Source organism: Caulobacter sp. GW821-FHT09H08 (assembly GCF_059415885.1).
Genome location: NZ_JBWKOC010000004.1, coordinates 649,912 through 667,677 on the forward strand (window position 1 = coordinate 649,912; position 17,766 = coordinate 667,677).

At 69.5% G+C, this 17,766-nt stretch carries 13 protein-coding genes and 1 riboswitch; of the genes, 7 read left to right on the top strand and 6 right to left on the bottom strand.

Features of this window, described 5'->3' with window-relative positions:
• Positions 1-88 precede the first annotated feature (88 nt).
• Positions 89-544: an ester cyclase gene (locus tag AC07NN_RS17600; RefSeq protein ID WP_494643706.1), complete on the bottom strand. Its 456-nt coding sequence runs from the start codon at positions 542-544 to the stop codon at positions 89-91.
• A 49-nt stretch (positions 545-593) separates the two neighbouring features.
• Positions 594-800 (bottom strand): DUF1674 domain-containing protein, encoded by a 207-nt coding sequence (locus tag AC07NN_RS17605; protein ID WP_494643708.1) that lies wholly within the window; start codon positions 798-800, stop codon positions 594-596.
• A gap of 129 nt (positions 801-929) precedes the next feature.
• Here AC07NN_RS17605 and AC07NN_RS17610 point away from each other — a divergent pair, with 129 nt between their 5' ends.
• From AC07NN_RS17610 to AC07NN_RS17640, 7 genes are all read left to right on the top strand, one after another.
• The gene (locus AC07NN_RS17610) at positions 930-1,337 is read left to right on the top strand and encodes a hypothetical protein (RefSeq protein WP_494643713.1); all 408 of its coding nucleotides are present in this window, start codon (positions 930-932) and stop codon (positions 1,335-1,337) included.
• A 68-nt stretch (positions 1,338-1,405) separates the two neighbouring features.
• Positions 1,406-2,692 carry an RsmB/NOP family class I SAM-dependent RNA methyltransferase gene (locus AC07NN_RS17615; RefSeq protein ID WP_494643717.1) on the top strand — a complete coding sequence of 429 codons (1,287 nt, stop codon included), beginning with the start codon at positions 1,406-1,408 and terminating at the stop codon, positions 2,690-2,692.
• A 75-nt stretch (positions 2,693-2,767) separates the two neighbouring features.
• Positions 2,768-3,427 (top strand): ribulose-phosphate 3-epimerase, encoded by a 660-nt coding sequence (gene rpe, locus AC07NN_RS17620; RefSeq protein WP_494643721.1) that lies wholly within the window; start codon positions 2,768-2,770, stop codon positions 3,425-3,427.
• A gap of 9 nt (positions 3,428-3,436) precedes the next feature.
• Entirely contained in the window at positions 3,437-5,170 is a 1,734-nt protein-coding gene (locus AC07NN_RS17625; protein ID WP_494643723.1) for a heparinase II/III family protein, read from the top strand.
• Between the two features lie 52 nt (positions 5,171-5,222).
• Positions 5,223-5,459: a hypothetical protein gene (locus AC07NN_RS17630; RefSeq protein ID WP_494643728.1), complete on the top strand. Its 237-nt coding sequence runs from the start codon at positions 5,223-5,225 to the stop codon at positions 5,457-5,459.
• An 876-nt stretch (positions 5,460-6,335) separates the two neighbouring features.
• Positions 6,336-6,416: riboswitch (ZMP/ZTP riboswitch) on the top strand.
• Positions 6,417-6,442: 26 nt separating this feature from the next.
• Positions 6,443-8,032: a bifunctional phosphoribosylaminoimidazolecarboxamide formyltransferase/IMP cyclohydrolase gene (gene purH / locus AC07NN_RS17635; RefSeq protein WP_494643730.1), complete on the top strand. Its 1,590-nt coding sequence runs from the start codon at positions 6,443-6,445 to the stop codon at positions 8,030-8,032.
• 18 nt (positions 8,033-8,050) lie between these two features.
• On the top strand, positions 8,051-8,815 hold the full coding sequence (locus tag AC07NN_RS17640) for a dienelactone hydrolase family protein (RefSeq protein WP_494643732.1): 765 nt from the start codon (positions 8,051-8,053) through the stop codon (positions 8,813-8,815).
• On the opposite strand, the gene AC07NN_RS17645 is transcribed toward AC07NN_RS17640, so the two are convergent.
• The 4 genes from AC07NN_RS17645 to AC07NN_RS17660 all read right to left on the bottom strand — a co-directional run bounded on the left by AC07NN_RS17645 (position 8,812) and on the right by AC07NN_RS17660 (position 17,683).
• Complete coding sequence (locus AC07NN_RS17645) at positions 8,812-10,020, bottom strand: DUF418 domain-containing protein (RefSeq protein ID WP_494643734.1); 1,209 nt, start codon at positions 10,018-10,020, stop codon at positions 8,812-8,814. The two genes, AC07NN_RS17640 and AC07NN_RS17645, sit on opposite strands and share 4 nt — an antisense overlap.
• A 36-nt stretch (positions 10,021-10,056) precedes the next feature.
• Positions 10,057-11,376 (bottom strand): MFS transporter, encoded by a 1,320-nt coding sequence (locus AC07NN_RS17650; protein ID WP_494643736.1) that lies wholly within the window; start codon positions 11,374-11,376, stop codon positions 10,057-10,059.
• Between the two features lie 61 nt (positions 11,377-11,437).
• Positions 11,438-16,264 carry an NAD-glutamate dehydrogenase gene (locus AC07NN_RS17655; RefSeq protein WP_494643738.1) on the bottom strand — a complete coding sequence of 1,609 codons (4,827 nt, stop codon included), beginning with the start codon at positions 16,262-16,264 and terminating at the stop codon, positions 11,438-11,440.
• A gap of 288 nt (positions 16,265-16,552) precedes the next feature.
• Positions 16,553-17,683 (bottom strand): AI-2E family transporter, encoded by a 1,131-nt coding sequence (locus AC07NN_RS17660; RefSeq protein WP_494643743.1) that lies wholly within the window; start codon positions 17,681-17,683, stop codon positions 16,553-16,555.
• Positions 17,684-17,766 lie beyond the last annotated feature (83 nt).

Below are 17,766 nucleotides of genomic sequence, written 5' to 3' on the forward strand. Positions count from 1 at the left end.
GCGACTCAAAGTTGATGCACTGAGGCATCGCTACCATGTGTTCCGGAGGCGCCAAAGCGCTCCGCGACCCATCCGGGGGCGCCTCCGCCTATCCCAGCTCCAGCGCCCGCAGCACCGCGGACTGGTCGTAATAGGGCCGCTCGCAGACGATCCGGTCGCCGCCGGGCGGGAACTCGAAGGTGGCGGCCATGCGGACGCGGAACGGCTTGCCGGTCGGCTCGACCGTGCGGCCGGGCAGCTTCAGGGGGCCCAGGTGCGTGCCGGTCAGCCAGAACTCGACCAGCACGGTGTCGCCGCCGTGGGCGATGGCGATGATCTCGTTGCCCTGGTCCGGAAACGGCGTGCGCGAGGCGGCGAAATAGCCACGCACGGCCGTCTCGCCGTCGAACACGGCGCCCGAGCCGTACATCTCGTAGCGGGGGTGCTCGAAGGTGGCGATCACCGCGTCCCAGTCGTGGACGCACTCCAGGGCCATGTGGTCGCGCACCACCTGGATGCGCCTTTCCGCGAGATTGGCGGCCAGATCGTCCCCGGAACTCGGCATGCCGCCCTCCTCCCTCTTGCTCTTGGGAGGCAGCCTGGCCCGACCGGCGTCAGAAGTCGACGGCCACGCCCTTCTTCTCCCAGTCGCCGAAGCGGGTCGGCTCGGGACCTTCGCGCCCCCCCTTCTCGAGCGGCAGGGCCAGCGCCTCGTCAGCAGCGCGGCGAGCGGCGGCCTCTTCCAGGGCGCGGCGGGCGGCGGGGCTCAGGTCCTTGCCGGGGGCGGCGCCGGGCGGGAGGGAGTCGGAAGCGTCGGACATGACCAAAGTTTAACATCAACCAGCCCGACATGACCAAGGTTTAACCCCAGACCCCTTGAACGCGAGCGCTCGACAGTGTTCAACCGCCGCCCTAAAGATATCGACGTTACGGGACGGGGGAATTTTCAGATGAAGACCAGTCGTTGGCCTTACGCCTTCTTCGCCATGGCCGCGCTCTACGGGATGATCGGCGTCTCGTGGGGCCTGGCCATGAGCATCACCAAGGATCACTCGACCTATTCTGCTCACGCCCACCTCAATTTGCTGGGCTGGATCACCATGGCCCTGATGGGGACCTTCTACGCGGTGCTTGGCCAGCGCGCGCCCAACTGGGTGAAGCTGACCAATTTCGTGCTCTCGAACGTGGGCGTGACCTGCATGATCAGCGGCCTCTTCATGTACCTGGGACAGAAGGGCAGCCCGGCGGTCTTCGGCCCGCTGCTTGCCGTCGGCGGGCTGAGCGTGGTGAGCGGTTTCCTGCTGTTCGGCGTCACCGTGATCGTCACCGGGATCAAGGGTCCGCCGGCCGCCGCCTGACCCTTCGCCGAAAGACCTTTCGCCCGAATTCGCTTGCGCTCGCCGTCGCCTCTTGGCACGGCGAGGCGGTGACTCAAGAACTGAACGACGGCCTCCCCGCCCGGGAAGCCGCCCTGACCCTGATCGAAGCGGCCCTCTCGCGCCGCGGCGGCATCGACGAAGCCGCTTCCGCCAACGGCTTCCGCTTCCTGGAACCGCGTGAGCGCGCCTTCGCGCGCGCCCTGGCCATGGCCGTGCTGCGCCATCTCGGCCCCATCGACCGCGCCCTGGCCGCCAAGCTGCAGAAGGCGCCGCCCGATCGGGTGATGCACCTGCTGCGCCTCGGCGCGGCCCAGGCCTTCTATCTCGAGGTCCCGGCCTTCGCCGCCGTGGCGACCTCGGTCGAGCTGGCCGGCGCCAACAAGGCCAGCCGCCCGTTCAAGGGCCTGGTCAACGCCGTGCTGCGCGGCCTGCTGCGCGAGCCGCCGACCACAGACGATCCGACCCTGCTGGCCCCGCCGTGGCTCTACGCCCGTTGGGTCGCCGCGTTCGGCGAGGCCACGGCCCGCGAGGTCGCCGCCCAGATCGCTCTGGAGCCGGCCACCGACCTGTCGCTGAAGCCCGCCGCCGACGTGGCCGCCCTGGTCGAGGCCCTGGAGGCCGAGCCCCTCGACGGCGGCACCCTGCGCGTGCGCCGCAAGGGCGATGTCGCCGCCTGGCCCGCCTTCGAGGACGGGACCTGGTGGGTGCAGGACGCCGCCGCCGCCGTCCCCGCGCGCCTGCTTTCCATCAAGCCCGGCGACAAGGTGCTGGACCTCTGCGCCGCGCCCGGCGGCAAGACCCTGCAGCTGGCCGCCGCCGGCGCGGACGTCGTGGCCCTGGACCGCTCGACCGCCCGCCTCAAGCGCGTCGCCGAGAACCTCGAGCGGATGAACCTTTCCGCCGAGATCGTCGCCGCCGACGCGGCCGTCTGGGAGGACGCCCGCACCTTCGACGCCATCCTGCTGGACGCCCCGTGCAGCGCCACCGGCACCTTCCGCCGCCATCCAGACGTGCTGTGGGCCGCGCGGCCGAGCGACGTCGCCAGCCTGGCGGCCGTCCAGTCGCGCATCCTCGACAGCGCCGCCGACCGCCTCAAACCCGGCGGCCAGCTGGTCTACTGCGTCTGCTCGCTGGAGCCCGAAGAGGGCGAGGCCCAGGTCGAGGCCTTCCTGGCCCGCCGCAAGGACATCGCCCTGGAGCCCATCCAGCCCGGCGAAGGCGGGTCTCCGGAGGCCAGCCTGACCGCTCGCGGGACCCTCCGCCTGCTGCCCCACCAGCGCGACGGCGGCCAGGACGGCTTCTTCGCGGCAAGGTTCAGGAAGGTGACGGCGTAAGCTGTCATCCCAGCGAAGGCCGGGACCCAGCCAAGTAGAGATGACAGATTCAGCTGGGGCGGCTATCCCAGGACCATGACCGCGCCGATCATCGCTCCGTCCATCCTCGCCTCCGACTTCGCCAAGCTGGGCGAGGAAGTCGCCGCCATCGAGGCGGCCGGCGCCGACTGGGTCCATGTCGACGTGATGGATGGCCATTTCGTGCCCAACATCACGCTCGGCCCCGACATCGTCAAAGCCATCCGGCCGCACGCCAAGATCCCGTTCGACGTGCACCTGATGATCAGTCCGGCCGATCCGTACCTGGAGGCCTTCCGCGCCGCCGGGGCCGATATCATCAGCATCCACCCCGAAGCCGGCCCGCACCTGCACCGCTCCCTCAAGCGCATCCGCGAGCTGGGCGCCAAAGCCGGCGTGGTCTTCAACCCCTCCACGGGGATCGACCACGTCGAGTGGATCCTGGAGGACGTCGACCTTCTCCTCGTCATGTCGGTCAATCCCGGCTTCGGCGGCCAGAGCTTCATTCCCGGCCAGCTGCGCAAGGTCGAGGCCCTGCGCAAGATGGTCGACAAGGCCGGCCTCCCCATCATCATCGAGGTCGACGGCGGCGTGACGCCAGCGACCGCCCCGCAGTGCGTCGCGGCCGGCGCCACGGCCCTGGTCGCCGGCTCGGCGGTGTTCAAGGGCGGCCCGGCCGCCTATGCCGACAACATCCGCGCCCTGAAGGGCGGCTGATTCCGCGCGATGGCCGTCAAGCGTTCCGCCAACGGCTTCAAGCTTCCCGCCCCCCGCTCGGGCGGCAATCTTCTATGGCGGGCCGTCGGGGCCGAGATCGCCTCCCACGGCGAACGTGAGTGGTTCGGCTCCGGCCCGCATCGCCTGCAGCTGGCCCTGCCCCGCCCCGAGGGCCTGGCCGCCCGCCCGCGCGATCCGCGCCCGCACGACGCCGCCCACGGGCTGAAGATGATGACGGGCAACCTCGCCCTCGACGGCGGCGCCCTGCGCCTGGGTCCCGACGGCGATCCGTTCGACACCGCCAGCCCCTCGCGCCGCTTCGCCGTCAGCCTGCACCGCTTCGACTGGCTGCCCGACCTGGTCGCCGCCGGCTCGGACGGCGCCCGCCGCTCCTTGCGCCTGCTCGACGACTGGCGCCGGGTGTTCGGCAAGTGGAACGCCTTCTCCTGGGGTCCCGACTGCATCGAGCGCCGGGTCTTCCACCTGGCCTGCGCCGCCAAGTCCCTGGCCATCGAGGGCAGCGACGCCGAGATCGCCGACCTCTGCCAGGACCTGGCCCGCCAGGGCCGCCACCTGGTCGAGATCAAACGCGCGCCCGAACGCACCCTGGAGCGCGCCGTCGTCGCCGCCATCGCCGGCTGCGTCCTGTCGGGCAAGCCGGGCGAGCAGCTGATCGACAAGGCCATGAAGGCCGTCACCCGCCATCTCGACCGGATGGTGCTGGCCGACGGCGGCCACGCCACCCGCTCGCCCGAAGCCGGCGTCGAGCTGCTGTTCGATCTCCTGACCCTGGACGACGCCCTGGGCCAGCGCGGCCGCCCCTCGCCCGAAGCCCTCTCGCGCGCCATCGACCGCCTCTCCACCGCCGCGCGGTTCTTCACCCTGGGCGACGGGCACCTGGCGGCCTTCCACGGCGGCGAGGCCATCGCCCCGCAGCGCATCGCCGCCGCCCTGGCCCACGACGACGCCGGCCCGCGCCCGCTGAACGCCGCCCCGCACAGCGGCTATCACCGCATGGCCGGCGGCAGCATCGAGGTCATCGCCGACTGCGGCCCGCCGCCCGCCGGCCCGCTCTCGGTCGCCGCCTGCGCCCAACCGGCCGCGCTGGAGATCGTCTGCGCCAAGGACCGGCTGATCACCAGCTGCGGCTGGAGCCCCGAGGCCGGCGGCGCCCACGCCTTCCGCCTCTCGGACGCGGCCTCCACCGTCTCGGTCGGCGACGGCTCGGCCGGCCGCCCGCTCTCCGGCTTCCCGGCCAAGGCCCTGGGCGCCTGGCTGGTTGATGGCGCCAAGTCCGTCGACGCCAAGCGCCACGACGACGTTGGCGGCGTCTGGCTGGACATCGTCCACGACGGCTGGGCGCATCTGGGCCTCACCCACGCCCGCCGCCTGTTCCTCGACGCCGTCGCCGACGAGCTGCGCGGCGAGGACAGCCTCTCCCCCATCGCCGCCGCCCCCGGCGCGGCGGATGGCCCGAGGCGCTACCTGCCCTTCGCCGTGCGCTTCCACCTGCACCCCGAGGCCCGCGCCTCGATCGCCCGCGACGGCAAGAGTGTCCTGATCCGCGGCCCCAACAACATCGGCTGGTGGCTGCGCAACGACGCCGTCGATGTCGAGATCGCCCCCTCAGCGCACTTCGACCACGGCCTGGCCCGCAAGGCCGGCCAGATCGTGCTCAAGAGCCAGGTCCGCCCCGAAGTCGGCGCCAAGATCCGCTGGAAACTCACCCGAGCCGAGGGCTAGCCCCATGGGCTTCGACCGCCGCCCGCCCCTGGACCCCGGCCGGTCACGGCATGTGCCGGAGTTCACCGAGGACGAGATCACCGAAGTCATCGCCGCCCTGCGCGCCGAAGCGCCGAACCTGCTGGCCGTGCTGGAACGCGAGGCGCGAGCACCGGGCAGCGTGCCGATGGCGGATTATGACGACACCTATGACCAGATGCTGACCTGGCTGTTCGAGCGGCAGTACGTCTACACGCACGTGGAGATGGCGCTGTTGTTCAAGGCGGTGCGGGAGCGGGTCGGGGGGTAGTCGATTACCCCTCTCCCCTTGCGGGAGAGGGTGGCCCGCGAAGCGGGTCGGGTGAGGGGTTGAAGGACGGCGCCGCCGCGACGGCGGTCGATGCCGGGCGCCAAGCCGACGGGGCCATCGACCCCTCATCCGTCGGCTGCGCCGACACCTTCTCCCGCAAGAGGAGAAGGGGATTGAGCGCGGTGTATCCTCGGAATTCACGAGATAGAACCTAGCGAAATCAACCACTTCTCACTTTTACGCTCTCGCCAATCCTCCGCGTCCAAACCCACTGCACAATCATAGCCATCCCCGTCGCGGGGGAGGGCGTTTGGATCCGGCCCAAAACGGCGGCGGGGGTAGGTTGAGCGGGGGCGCTGGCGGCTCCCGGAGGCTCGAAGGTCGTCGCACCTGTACTCTTTAGGCAGGTCGGCAGGCGAACGGGCAGCTTCCGGGATCAAGCCGACAGCGGAGCGACAGGGCGGTGATCGTATAAGCCGCCTATCGTGGATCGTCGGGCTGGAGACGGATGTAGCCGATCGACTTGGTCCGCGCCCGTCCGGGGGCTAGTGGGGTCCCGAACTGAAATACGCTAACGCTCCCCATCCTCACGGGCAAGAACAGCCTGGCGGAGCGGTCTGCGAGCCGAAACACAACAAACCATCACGGTCTCCGGGTTCGCCCGGCCGCTCCGTCGCCTCCCCACCCACTCGCGGCCCTTCGGGCGCGAGAGCGATGTCACTTGCCCCCACCTGACCGCTTCGCGGTCGTCCGCCCCCATAGGGGGCAGAAGGTCCGCGCATACTCTTCTTCCCCCTCCGGGGGAGGAGCGCGACAGCGCGGAGGGGGCAAGTATCCGCCGCACATTGACTCCCCCGCCCGCCCCCGTATTTTCCGCCGCGTTCGAGTGACTGGCGTTGAAGGTGGGAAACCACCGGGGAGCCCGAACCTCATAAGCCGCGCGCCTGGGCTCCATTTTCTGAACCACACCAGAGGAGTCCGCCGTGCCCGCAGCGCCCGATTATCCGTCCGCCCCCGATCTCGTCGCCCCCAAGCGCGCCCTGCTGTCGGTCTCCGACAAGACCGGCCTGGTCGAAGCCGCCCAGGTGCTGCACGCCGCCGGCGTCGAGCTGGTCTCGACCGGCGGCACCAAGGCCGCGATCGCCGCCGCCGGGATCCCCGTCAAGGACGTCTCGGACCTGACCGGCTTCCCCGAGATGATGGACGGCCGCGTGAAGACCCTGCACCCGGTGGTGCACGGCGGCCTGCTGGGCGTCCGCGACGCCCCCGAGCACGCGCAGGCCATGGCCGACCACGGCATCGGCGGCATCGATATCCTGTATGTGAACCTCTATCCGTTCGAGGCGACCGTCGCGAAGGGCGGCAGCTACGCCGAATGCGTCGAGAACATCGACATCGGCGGCCCGGCCATGATCCGCTCGGCGGCCAAGAACCACGGCTATGTCGCCGTCTGCACCGATCCTTCGGACCTCACTGAGGTGCTGGAAGCCCTGAAGGTCGGCGGGACGACCCTGGCCCTGCGCCAGGCCCTGGCGGCCCGCGCCTATGCCCGCACGGCGGCCTATGACGCGGCGATCTCGGCCTGGTTCGCCCAGGCGCTGGAGCAGGACTTCCCGGCCCGCAAGAGCATCGCCGGCGAGCTGCGCCAGACCATGCGCTACGGCGAGAACCCGCACCAGAAGGCGGCCTTCTACACCTTCCCGAACCCGCGCACCGGGGTGGCCACGGCGACCCAGCTGCAGGGCAAGGAATTGAGCTACAACAACATCAACGACACCGACGCGGCCTTCGAGCTGATCGCCGAATTCGACCCGGCGACCGGCCCGGCCGTGGCGATCATCAAGCACGCCAATCCGTGCGGCGTGGCGGTCGGCGGCAGCCAGCGCGAGGCCTATGAGCGGGCCCTGGCCTGCGACCCGACCTCGGCCTTCGGCGGCATCGTGGCGGTGAACTCGCGCCTGACCCGCGAGGCGGCCGAGGCCATGGTCGAGATCTTCACCGAGGTGGTCATCGCCCCCGAGGCCGACGACGACGCCATCGCGGTGTTCGCGGCCAAGAAGAACCTGCGCCTGCTGGTGACCGGCGGCCTGCCCGACCCGCTGTCGACCGGCGACACCTTCAAGAGCGTGGCCGGCGGCTTCCTGGTCCAGTCGCGGGATGACGCGCGGATCAAGGCCAGCGACCTGAAGATCGTCACCCAGCGCCAGCCGACCGAGGAAGAGATCCGCGACATGCTGTTCGCCTTCACGGTGGGCAAGCACGTCAAGAGCAACGCCATCGTCTATGCCCGCGCCGGCCAGACCCTGGGCGTCGGCGCCGGCCAGATGAACCGCAAGGACTCGGCCCGCATCGCGGCGCTGCGCGCCGCCGACTTCGGCCTCGACCTGAAGGGCTGCGCCTGCGCCTCGGAAGCCTTCTTCCCGTTCGCGGACGGCCTGATCCAGGCCGCCGAGGCCGGCGCCACGGCAATCATCCAGCCGGGCGGCTCGATGCGCGATCCGGAGGTCATCGAGGCCGCCGACAAGCTTGGCCTTACTATGGCCTTCACCGGGGTGCGAGTGTTCCGCCACTAAAGCCTACGCGAGAAGCACATGGACAGCGCCGCCTGGGGCGAACAGGTCGCCCGACACTCCCGGGTCTTCAAACCCGCGGGCCTGGGCCCCTTCCCGGTGGCGCTGATCCTGCATGGCTGCGGCGGCAAGACGCCGTTCCTCGAGGAATACGCCCGGACGGCCGTCGCGGCCGGCTGGGCGGCCGTGGTGGTCGATTCGCTGAAGCCCCGCGGCATGTCGACCCTGGACGCCAAGCTCTTCGTCTGCACCGGCGTGGCGCTGCAGGGCCTGAAGCGCTCCGCCGACATCTTCGCGATGCTCACCTGGCTGGAGGGTCAGCCCTGGGCCGACCAGAACCGCGTCTTCCTGGCCGGCTGGAGCCACGGGGCCTGGTCGATCATGGACGGCTATGCGGTCGGCGTGAACGCGGCCCGGGCCACCGGGGTCAAGGACGCCGACCCGGTGAAGCTGCGCCAGCGGGTCAAGGGCGCGCTGCTGGTCTATCCCTATTCGGGCTATCCCTCCCTGACGTCCGCGCGCGGCTGGCAGACCTCGGGCTGGCCGTCGAGCGGTCCGCGCGTCTGGTCGGTGCTGGGCGGCAAGGACCAGGTGGTCGGCCACAAGCTGCCGGAGAAGGCGCTGGACCGCCTGAGCCGCGACGGCCTGTCGGTGGACCGGGTCTTCTACGCCGACGCCACCCACGCCTTCGACGACAACAAGGCCAACGACCCACGCGCCCGCTATCGGCCGGACCTGTTCCAGGAAGTGCGCGGCTATTTCGGGAGGGCGCTCACAAGCTGCTAGACGACCAGCACCGAACCCGGTTGCGGCCGGCGCAGTGGGGTCGGACCGCGATAGAGGCGGCGCCAGACCCACTCCAGCGGCCCCATCTCGAACCGGTCCATCCACCAGCGCGACCACAGGATCTGCACGATCCAGACGCCGACGGTGATGGCGGCCAGGCCCGGACGGTCGATCTCGCCGTGCAGGTTGAGCCCCCGCCCGCCGTAGAAGATCACGGTCATGATCAGCGACTGGGCCAGATAGTTCGTGAAGGCCATCTGCCCGACCGGGGCTAGCACCTTCGGAATGGCGCTCCAGAAGCCCTTCGACCTTGCCGCGAAGACCATCAGGGCCACATAGGCCAGGGTCGTCAGCGGGGCCAGCATCCACTGCAGGCCCATGCTGATCATGCCCAGGCCGCGCGGCAGGCCCAACAGGGCCTGGGCGACGAACAGGCCCCCGATCAGGGCCGAGGCCAGCAGACCGACGACCAGCAGACGGCGATAGGTCCTGTCCGAGCCTTCGCCGGTGAAGATGCCTAGCTTGAAGCAGCCCAGGCCGATCATCATCAGGCTGGAGGTCATGACGAAAATGATCGGCTCGCCCGGCAGGAACATCAGCCGGTCCTTGGCGTTGCGGACCAGCGAATCGACGAAGCCGCCGCTGTACTGCGCCTCGGCGATCTTGCCCTTGGCGACCTCCTTGGCCAGCTCCAGGGCGATCTGGGCGTTATCACGGGACATGAAGGCGGCGATGGTCATGCCGACCAGCATCAGCAGGGTGAAGAGCGTCCAGATGATCGTCCCGGTGCGGATCAGCTTCTTGGGCTCCCAGGACCGGCACAGCAGCACCGCGAACCCGGCCAGGGCGTAGCTCAGGAGAACGTCGCCGAACCAGACCGCGAAGCCGTGCAGCAGGCCGAACACGACCATCCAGGCCAGGCGCTTGCGCAGGATCGCGCCGCGCTCCTTGTCCGACCGCTCGCCGCCGACCAGGAAGATCGAGACGCCGAACAGCATGGCGAACAGGGTCACGAACTTGCGCTGGAACAGCCACTGGGTGACGACCCAGACGCCCAGGGTCGCCGGACCGGTCCCATGCGGCCAGTTCGTCGCCGACTCCGACAGCGGCGGGGCCACGGCGAAGTCCGGCGCGTTGCACAGCAAGATCCCCAGGACCCCGAGGCCCCGCAGCGAATCCAGCAGAACGATGCGATCCTTGGTCATGAGCTCCCCCTCGCGGAGAACCTGCACCGTTCCGGCTCAGGCGACAACCGGGGCCTTGCGAGGGGCCGAGGCCAGGACGATGGCCCCCAGCGCCATGAACAGGGCCGAGACCACCACGGCGATCCGCTGGTCGCCGATCAGCCGCGTACCGACGGCGATGACCAGCGGCGCCATGAAGGCCGTGGCCTTGCCGGACAGGGCATAGAGCCCGAACCACCGCCCAGTCTCGCCCGCCGGCGCCAGCTCGGCCATCCAGGCCCGCAGGGACGACTGGGCCGGGCCGAAGGTCAGGCCGACGAACAGGCTGAAGAACAGGAACATCCGCTCGGGCGTGCTGGAGAACAGCGCCCCGCCGATCTTCGCCGGCTCGACCGGGATCAGGAAGAAGATCGTATCCCTGCCGACCAGCCCCACCCCGACCGCGCCGAACAGGATCACGCCGGTGGCGACCAGCACGGTCAGCTTCGAGCCGATCTTCTGGTCGACCCGCCCGCCGATGAAGGTCCCGATGCCGGCGGCCACGGACAGCAGGATCGCGTAGAGTCCCAGCTGCGTCGTCGTCCAGCCGAACAGGCCGGCGGCCAGCACCCCGCCGAACGCGATGAAGCTGGAAATGCCGTCGCCCAGCAGCATCCGGCCGATCAGGAAGCGCAGCATGTGCGGCTTGGACGGCAGGCTGCGGATCGTCTCCCACAGCTCGGCCAGCGGCTTGGTCGCGCCCGTCGCCGGCGGTTGCGGCGCGATCAGCATCAGCGGCCAGGCGAACAACATGAACCACAGGGCCACCATCGGCCCGACCATCCGATCGGGCTCGTGCAACGCCTTGGACAGGCCCAGCAGCGGAACCTCGCGCATCGAGAAGCCCAGCAGCACGATGAAGAGGGAGATCAGCGCCCCGACATAGGCCAGCGCCCAGGCGGTGCCAGAAAGCCGTCCCAGCTGCCCCGGCTTGGCGACCACCGGCAGCAGGGCGTTCATGACCGTGACGCCCAGCTCGGCCGAGACCCCGGCGACGACCAGGCAGCCCAGGATCAGCGGGATGCGTGACAGCTCGCCTGGAACGGCCCACCACAGGGCCGCGCTGGCGATGACGAACGGAAAGGCCAGGCCGATCAGCCAGGCGCGCGGATTGCGCCGCGCATCGACATTGGCCCCGACCATGGGACTGAGGACGGCGATGGCCAGGCCCGAGACCGCCCCGGCATAGCCGAGCAGGCTCTGGCCCCTGGCCGCGTCGCCGACGAAGCCGGCCGCGAAATAGGGGGTGAAGATGAAGGTCGCGATCAGCGCCCAGTACGGCTGCTGCGCCCACTCGTAGAGGGCCCAGGCCACTCGACGGCGATCACCCTGGTCCATCTCTACGCTCCCCGAAACTGCCTCCCCTGCGTAAGGCAGAGGAGGCGTCGGGGCTAGGGGGCTAAGCGGCCGTCGAAAGCTCGCGCAGCGCCGCGTTGGCGATGGTCAGCTTGGCGAAGGTCCAGCCGCCGCCAGCCTGTTCGATATCCTCGATCGTCCGCTTGACCGTCCGGGGACGATCGCCGCGCAGGGCTGCCCAGGACGAGATGGCGGACTTGGCCGCGCCCTCGTCCTCGCCGGCCTGGGCGTTGGCGGCGAACTTCAGGACCTGCTGGGTGATCGAGGTCTGCTCGGTCAACATGTCCTCGATCAGGCGACGCACCGCCAGGCGCTCGAAGGCGTCGCCGCCCACGAACGAGCCGGCCGCGCCGCGCAGACGGTCGAAGCCGAAGGCCGCGCCGACCTGATGATACAGGCGGGCGACGTTCTCGACGCTCCAGCTGGAGGCGTTGCCGAGATCAACGAGATCGGCCGCCGTGGTCAGCGGCTGCAGGGCGGCCACGGCCTGGGCCAGGGCTTCCGGCGCGCCATCCGCGACATAGGCCTTCACCCGCTTGGCGACGGCCTTCTGCTCGAACGGCGACAGGATGCCCGGGGTCAGGGCCTTCAGGGCCTGGACCGACGGACCATAGGCCTCGACCAGAGCCTGGACGCTTGACTTGTCGCGCTGGGCGCGGCGGGCCAGCCAGAAGGCGAGGCTGCGCAGGGCGTAGGCCAGGGCCTTGTAGAGCGCCGTCTGCCCTTCGGCCGAAGCCTTGTTGTCAAGACCGTTGACCTGGTCCCACAGCCCGTCGATGCCGAGGATCTCGCGGGCGGCGGTGAAGCCGGTCACCACCGCATTGACGTCGGCGCCGGCGGCGGCCTTCAGGCGGCTGACGAAGGTCGGGCCGCACATGTTGACCATCTGGTTGCCGACCACCGTGGCGATGATCTCGCGCTTCAGGCGGTGCTTCTGCATGGCGTCGGCGTACTTGCCGAGCGCCTTGGGGAAGTAGCCGCGCAGGGTGGTCTCGAACCACGGATCGTCCGGCGCCTGGCTGGCGACGATCTCGTCGAACAGATCCAGCTTGCCATAGGCCAGCAGCACGGCCAGTTCCGGCCGGGTCAGGCCCTTGCTGGCGGCCTTGCGCTCCAGCAGCGTCGTATTGGTCGGCAGACCCTCGACGCGACGGTCCAGGCGGCCGCGTTGCTCCAGGTCGACCATGTAGCGGATCTGGGCGTCGACCTCCGAGACCGCGTCGCTCTCCAGGAGCGTCAGGGCCAGGGTCTGGTCGTAGTTGTGCTCGAGGACGTGGTGGCCGACGTCCTCGGTCATCGAGGCCAGCAGCGTGTTGCGACTGGGTCGATCCAGCTCGCCGCCGCGCTCCAGGATCCCGGTCAGGATCTTGATATTGACCTCGTGGTCGGAGCTGTCGACGCCGGCCGAGTTGTCGATGGCGTCGGTGTTGATGTGGCCGCCGCTTTGGGCGAACTCGATCCGGCCGGCTTGCGTCAGGCCCAGGTTGGCCCCCTCGCCCACGACCTTGACCCGCAGGTCCGAGCCGTTGATGCGGATCGCGTCATTGGCCTTGTCGCCGGCGTCGGCGTTGCTCTCGCCCTTGGCCTTCACATAGGTGCCGATGCCGCCGAGATAGAGCAGCTCGGCCTTGGACTTCAGGATCGCGGTCATCAGCTCGGCCGGCGAGACGGCCTCGGCCTTGATCTCGAACAGGGCGCGGACTTCCGCCGACAGCGGGATGCTCTTCAGGCTGCGGGCGAAGACGCCGCCGCCGGCCGAGATCTTCGACTTGTCATAGTCTTCCCACGACGAGCGCGGCAGCTTGAACATCCGATCGCGCTCTTCCCACGACACGGCCACATCCGGGTTCGGGTCGAGGAAGATGTGGCGGTGATCGAAGGCGGCCAGCAGCTTGGCCTGCTTGGACAGCAGCATGCCATTACCGAACACGTCGCCGGACATGTCACCCACGCCGACGGCCGTGAAGGTCTCGGTCTGGATGTCCTTGCCCAGCTCGCGGAAGTGGCGCTTGACCGCTTCCCAGGCCCCGCGCGCGGTGATGCCCATGACCTTGTGGTCGTAGCCGACGCTGCCACCCGAGGCGAAGGCGTCGCCCAGCCAGAAGCCGTAGCTTTCGGCCACGCCGTTGGCGATGTCGGAGAAGGTCGCCGTGCCCTTGTCGGCGGCGACGACCAGATACGGATCCTGGGCGTCATGCGCCACGACCGACGGCGGCGGCACGACCTGGTTGTCCGCGTCGATGTTGTCGGTCAAGTCCAGCAGGCCCGACAGGAAGGTCTTGTACGCGCGGATCGCCTCGGCCTGGATCACGTCGCGATCACCGCCGCGCGGCAGTTGCTTGGGATAGAAGCCGCCCTTCGAGCCGACGGGCACGATCACCGCGTTCTTGACCTGCTGGGCCTTCACCAGGCCGAGCACTTCGGTGCGGAAGTCGTCGCGGCGGTCAGACCAGCGCAGGCCGCCCCGGGCGACCGGGCCGAAGCGCAGGTGCACGCCCTCGACGTGCGGGGCCGAGACGTAGATCTCGCGATAGGGCTTGGGCGCCGGCAGGTCTTCCAGTTCGCGCGAGGCGATCTTGAAGCTGATGTACGGCTTGGGGCCACCATCGGCCGCCGGCTGGTAGAAGTTGGTGCGCTGGATCGCCCCGACCAGGGCGGCCAGGCGGCGCAGGACGCGGTCGGCGTCCAGGCTTTCCACGGCCTGCAGGGCCTCGACGATGCTGGCCTGAACGGCCTTGGCCTGCTCCTGCCGGATCTTGATGTCCGCCTGGATGGCCGGATCGAACTTGGTCTGGAAGAGATCCAGGATCAGGCGCGCGACGCCGGGGTGATCCGACAGCGCCTGCTCCTGCACGCCCTGGCTGGGGTCGAGACCCGACTGCTGGCGATAGCGGGCGAGGGCCCGGATCAGGGCGGCCTCGCGCCAGCCGATGCCCAGCTCCAGAACCAGACGGTTGAAGCCGTCGCTCTCGGCGCGGCCCGTCCAGATGGCGACGAAGGCGGCCTCGAAGGCCTGCTTCACGTCGGCGAAGACCAGGTGCTCGCCGGCCTCGTCGCGGAGCACGAATTCGTGCACCCAGACCGGCTTGCCGCCGGGCGCGACCTTGAAGCCGTCCTCGATCAGGGCCTTCAGGCCCATGTGTTCCAGGATCGGCAGCACATCGGCCAGCGGCGCGGCGGCGCCGGGACGATAGAGCTTGAAGCGCAGCGTCACCGCATCGTCGCCCGAACGACGGAAGGCGCGGACGCGGACAGCCTCGCCCTCGGCCAGGTCGTCGATGACCTTAATGTCGGCCAGGGCCTCGGCGGCGTCGTACTGGTCGCGATAGCCGGGCGGGAAGGCGCCAGCGTAGCGGCCCAGCAGGTGGGCGACGCGGCCGGTGGAGCCCTCGCGGACCACCGCCTCGAAGCGGTCGTCCCAGGTGCGGGCGGTCTCGGCGATGGCGGCCTCGACGGCGGCCATGTCCGGCTCGGCGTGATCGCCGGGCGTGACGCCCAGGATGTAGTGCACCCGGGCCAGCGGCGCGTCGGAGAAGCTGGGATAGTAGGCCGACACCCGGCCCCGGAACGCCTCGGCCAGGATCTGGCCGGCGCGGGCGCGAACGCCCGAGTCATAGCGGTCACGCGGCACGAACATCAGCACCGAGATGAAGCGGTCGAACGGGTCGCGGCGGGCGAACAGCTTCACGCGCGGCCGGTCATAGAGGTGCAGCACGCCCATGGCCGTGGCCAGCAGCTGGGCCTCGTCGGTCTGGAACAGCTCGTCGCGCGGCCAGGTCTCGAGGATGTTGCGCAGGCGCTTGCCGTTGTGGCTGTCCGGATCCTTGCCGGCGCGCTCGATGACGTGCGCGACCTTGCTGCGGATCAGCGGCACTTCGTGCGCGGGGGTCTCATAAGCCTCGGCGGTGAACAGGCCCACGAAGCGGACCTCGCCCGAAGCCTTGCCGTCGGCGCCGTAGCGGCGAACGCCGATGTAATCCATGTAACCCCGGCGATGGACGCGCGAGCGCAGGTTCGACTTGGCCACCACGATCGGATCGCCGATGTCGATATGGCTGCGGACCTGGGCCGACAGGATGGCCGGCTCGCTGCCGCGACGCAGGACCGTGCGGGCCTGGTCGCGCAGGACGCCCAGGCTGCCTTCGGGCTGGTACAGCGGCTCCTCGGCCGCGTAGCCGCCCTCGGCCGTGCGAGGATATTCGTAGACGCGGGCGCCCAGGAACACGAAGTGGTCGCCTTCCAGCCAGTCGAGGAAGTCGAGGTCCTCGTTCTTCTCGGCGGCGGAAACGGGCGTGGTCGCGCCCTGCAGTTCGGCGATCGTGCGGCGCATCAGGGCGCGCATCGCCTCGAAATCCTGCACGGCCAGTTGCACGTCAGAGAGCGCTTCGCGGACGCCCTGGGTGAGGGCGGCTTCACGGTCCTCGCCGACCGGGGCCAGCCAGATCTGGATCATCGAGCGACGGACGCCGCCACAGTCGGACACGGGGTGGAACATGGCCCTGACCGAGAAGCCGGCCTCGGTCACTTCGCCCATGATGCTGTCGACCAGGAAGGGACGGTCGGGCTGGACGATCTCGAGCAGGTCGGACGGCGTCTCGCCGCCCTCGGCGCGGCGCAGGCGGATGGCCGGCTCGGTCAGGTCCTTGTTGCTCTCGCCGAAGCGCCAGAAATCGGCCAGGGCGCGGGCCACGTCGGCGATGTCCAGGCCGGGCAGTTCCTCGGCCGACCAGTCGTCCTGCGCCTGGGCGGCGAAGCCGCGCGCGGCGGGCGTCAGGGCCTCGACCGAAACGCCCAGGGCCTGGGCGAAGGCGCTTACCAGCGGGCCGATCGGAGCCTCAGCGGACTTGAGGTCATTTTTTTCACCGATCATAGGATTTCCTCGCGAATTTTTGGTCGGAACCTAGCCCTTTTGGGCGATACTTCAACCGCTACATGGGAAATCTGAAAGAATTCGTGCCGTTCGCGGCCAAATTCCGGCCCGGAAACGGAAGCGCCGCCGGCGGGGGGGAAAGCCGGCGGCGCGGGCCCGCGGGGGGTGTGCGGGCGTTTTCCGCTTCGATGGCGGCGGCCTTGCCGGCCGCGATCGGCGGGGTGTCCGGGTGGGGGGAGCCGGACCAGACATAGATAGGGGTCAAGGTTGGCAGTTGAAGGGGCGCCGTCATTTCTTTCGCGCCTCCGTTCCCTTACGTACCGGCGACGCGTCCGGCGCGGGGCCGTGACCGCCGCCGGAAAGCGCGCGCGCGCCCTGGGGGTCGCCGTCCTCGGACAGCAGGATGGCGATCCAGCGCGAGCCATCGAACTGGGCCAGGATCAGCATGACGGCCACCGTCAGCGGCGTGGACAGGAACATGCCCGGCACGCCCCACAGCGCACCCCAGACCGCCAGCGACAACAGCACCACCGTCGGGTCCATGTTCAGGCTGTCGCCCTGCATGCGCGGCAGGATCACGTTGCCGACCACGAAGAAGATCCCCTGCAGGGCCGCGAACAGGATGATCGCCGGCCAGAATGTGTCGGGGAACTGCACCAGGGCGAACAGCGGCGGCAGGAAGCAGCCGATGGCTCCCCCCAGAATGGGGATGTAGGCGGCCAGGAAGATCAGGAAGGCCCAGAAGAAGGCGTTGTCCAGCCGCACCAGCATCATCACCACCCAGGCGGCGATGGCGATCATCAGGCCGGTGACCGTCTGGATCCACAGGTACTGCTCCACCCCGTCACGGATGCGCTGGAACAGGTCCATGTTCCGCTCGCGCTCGGGATGATGCGGGAACAGCGAGACGATCTTGCGCGCGAAGCCCTTCCGCGAGGCGATGATGAAGCCGAAATAGATCAGCACCAGCACGGCGCTGGAGGCGAAGTTGCCGAACGACTGCGCGGCCTGCCCGATGAAGGCCTGCGGATTGAGCTGGCGGACCAGGCCGTCGATCGTCGGGGCGATCTGGATGCCGACCGCGTGGGCGATCTTGGCGATGATGTCGTTCAGGCGTGGCGCGTAGTCCTTCAACTGGTCGAAGAACCCCCGGCCGTTGTCGATCACCACCCAGAACGACATCCCGAACAGCAGGATCGAGATCAGCACCGCGGCCGGTACGGCCATCGCCTTGGGAAAGCCCGGCACCCGCTGGAGCAGGACCCGCGCGAAACTGTCGACCATCACCGCCAGAAAGACCGCCAGGGCCAGCGGCGTCAGGATGTCCTGCATCCAGTACAGCGCCGCTCCGCCCGCGATGACGGCCAGGAACACCACGGCGTTGCGCGTCGTGACGGGAGGCGGAGCAGGGGCCGGCATTTGTAAAACTTCTCCAGAAACACCACCGACTTTGAGCGCCCCGATTGGCGCGGCGCAAGGCCCCGGTTAGGGTCAACGCCTAT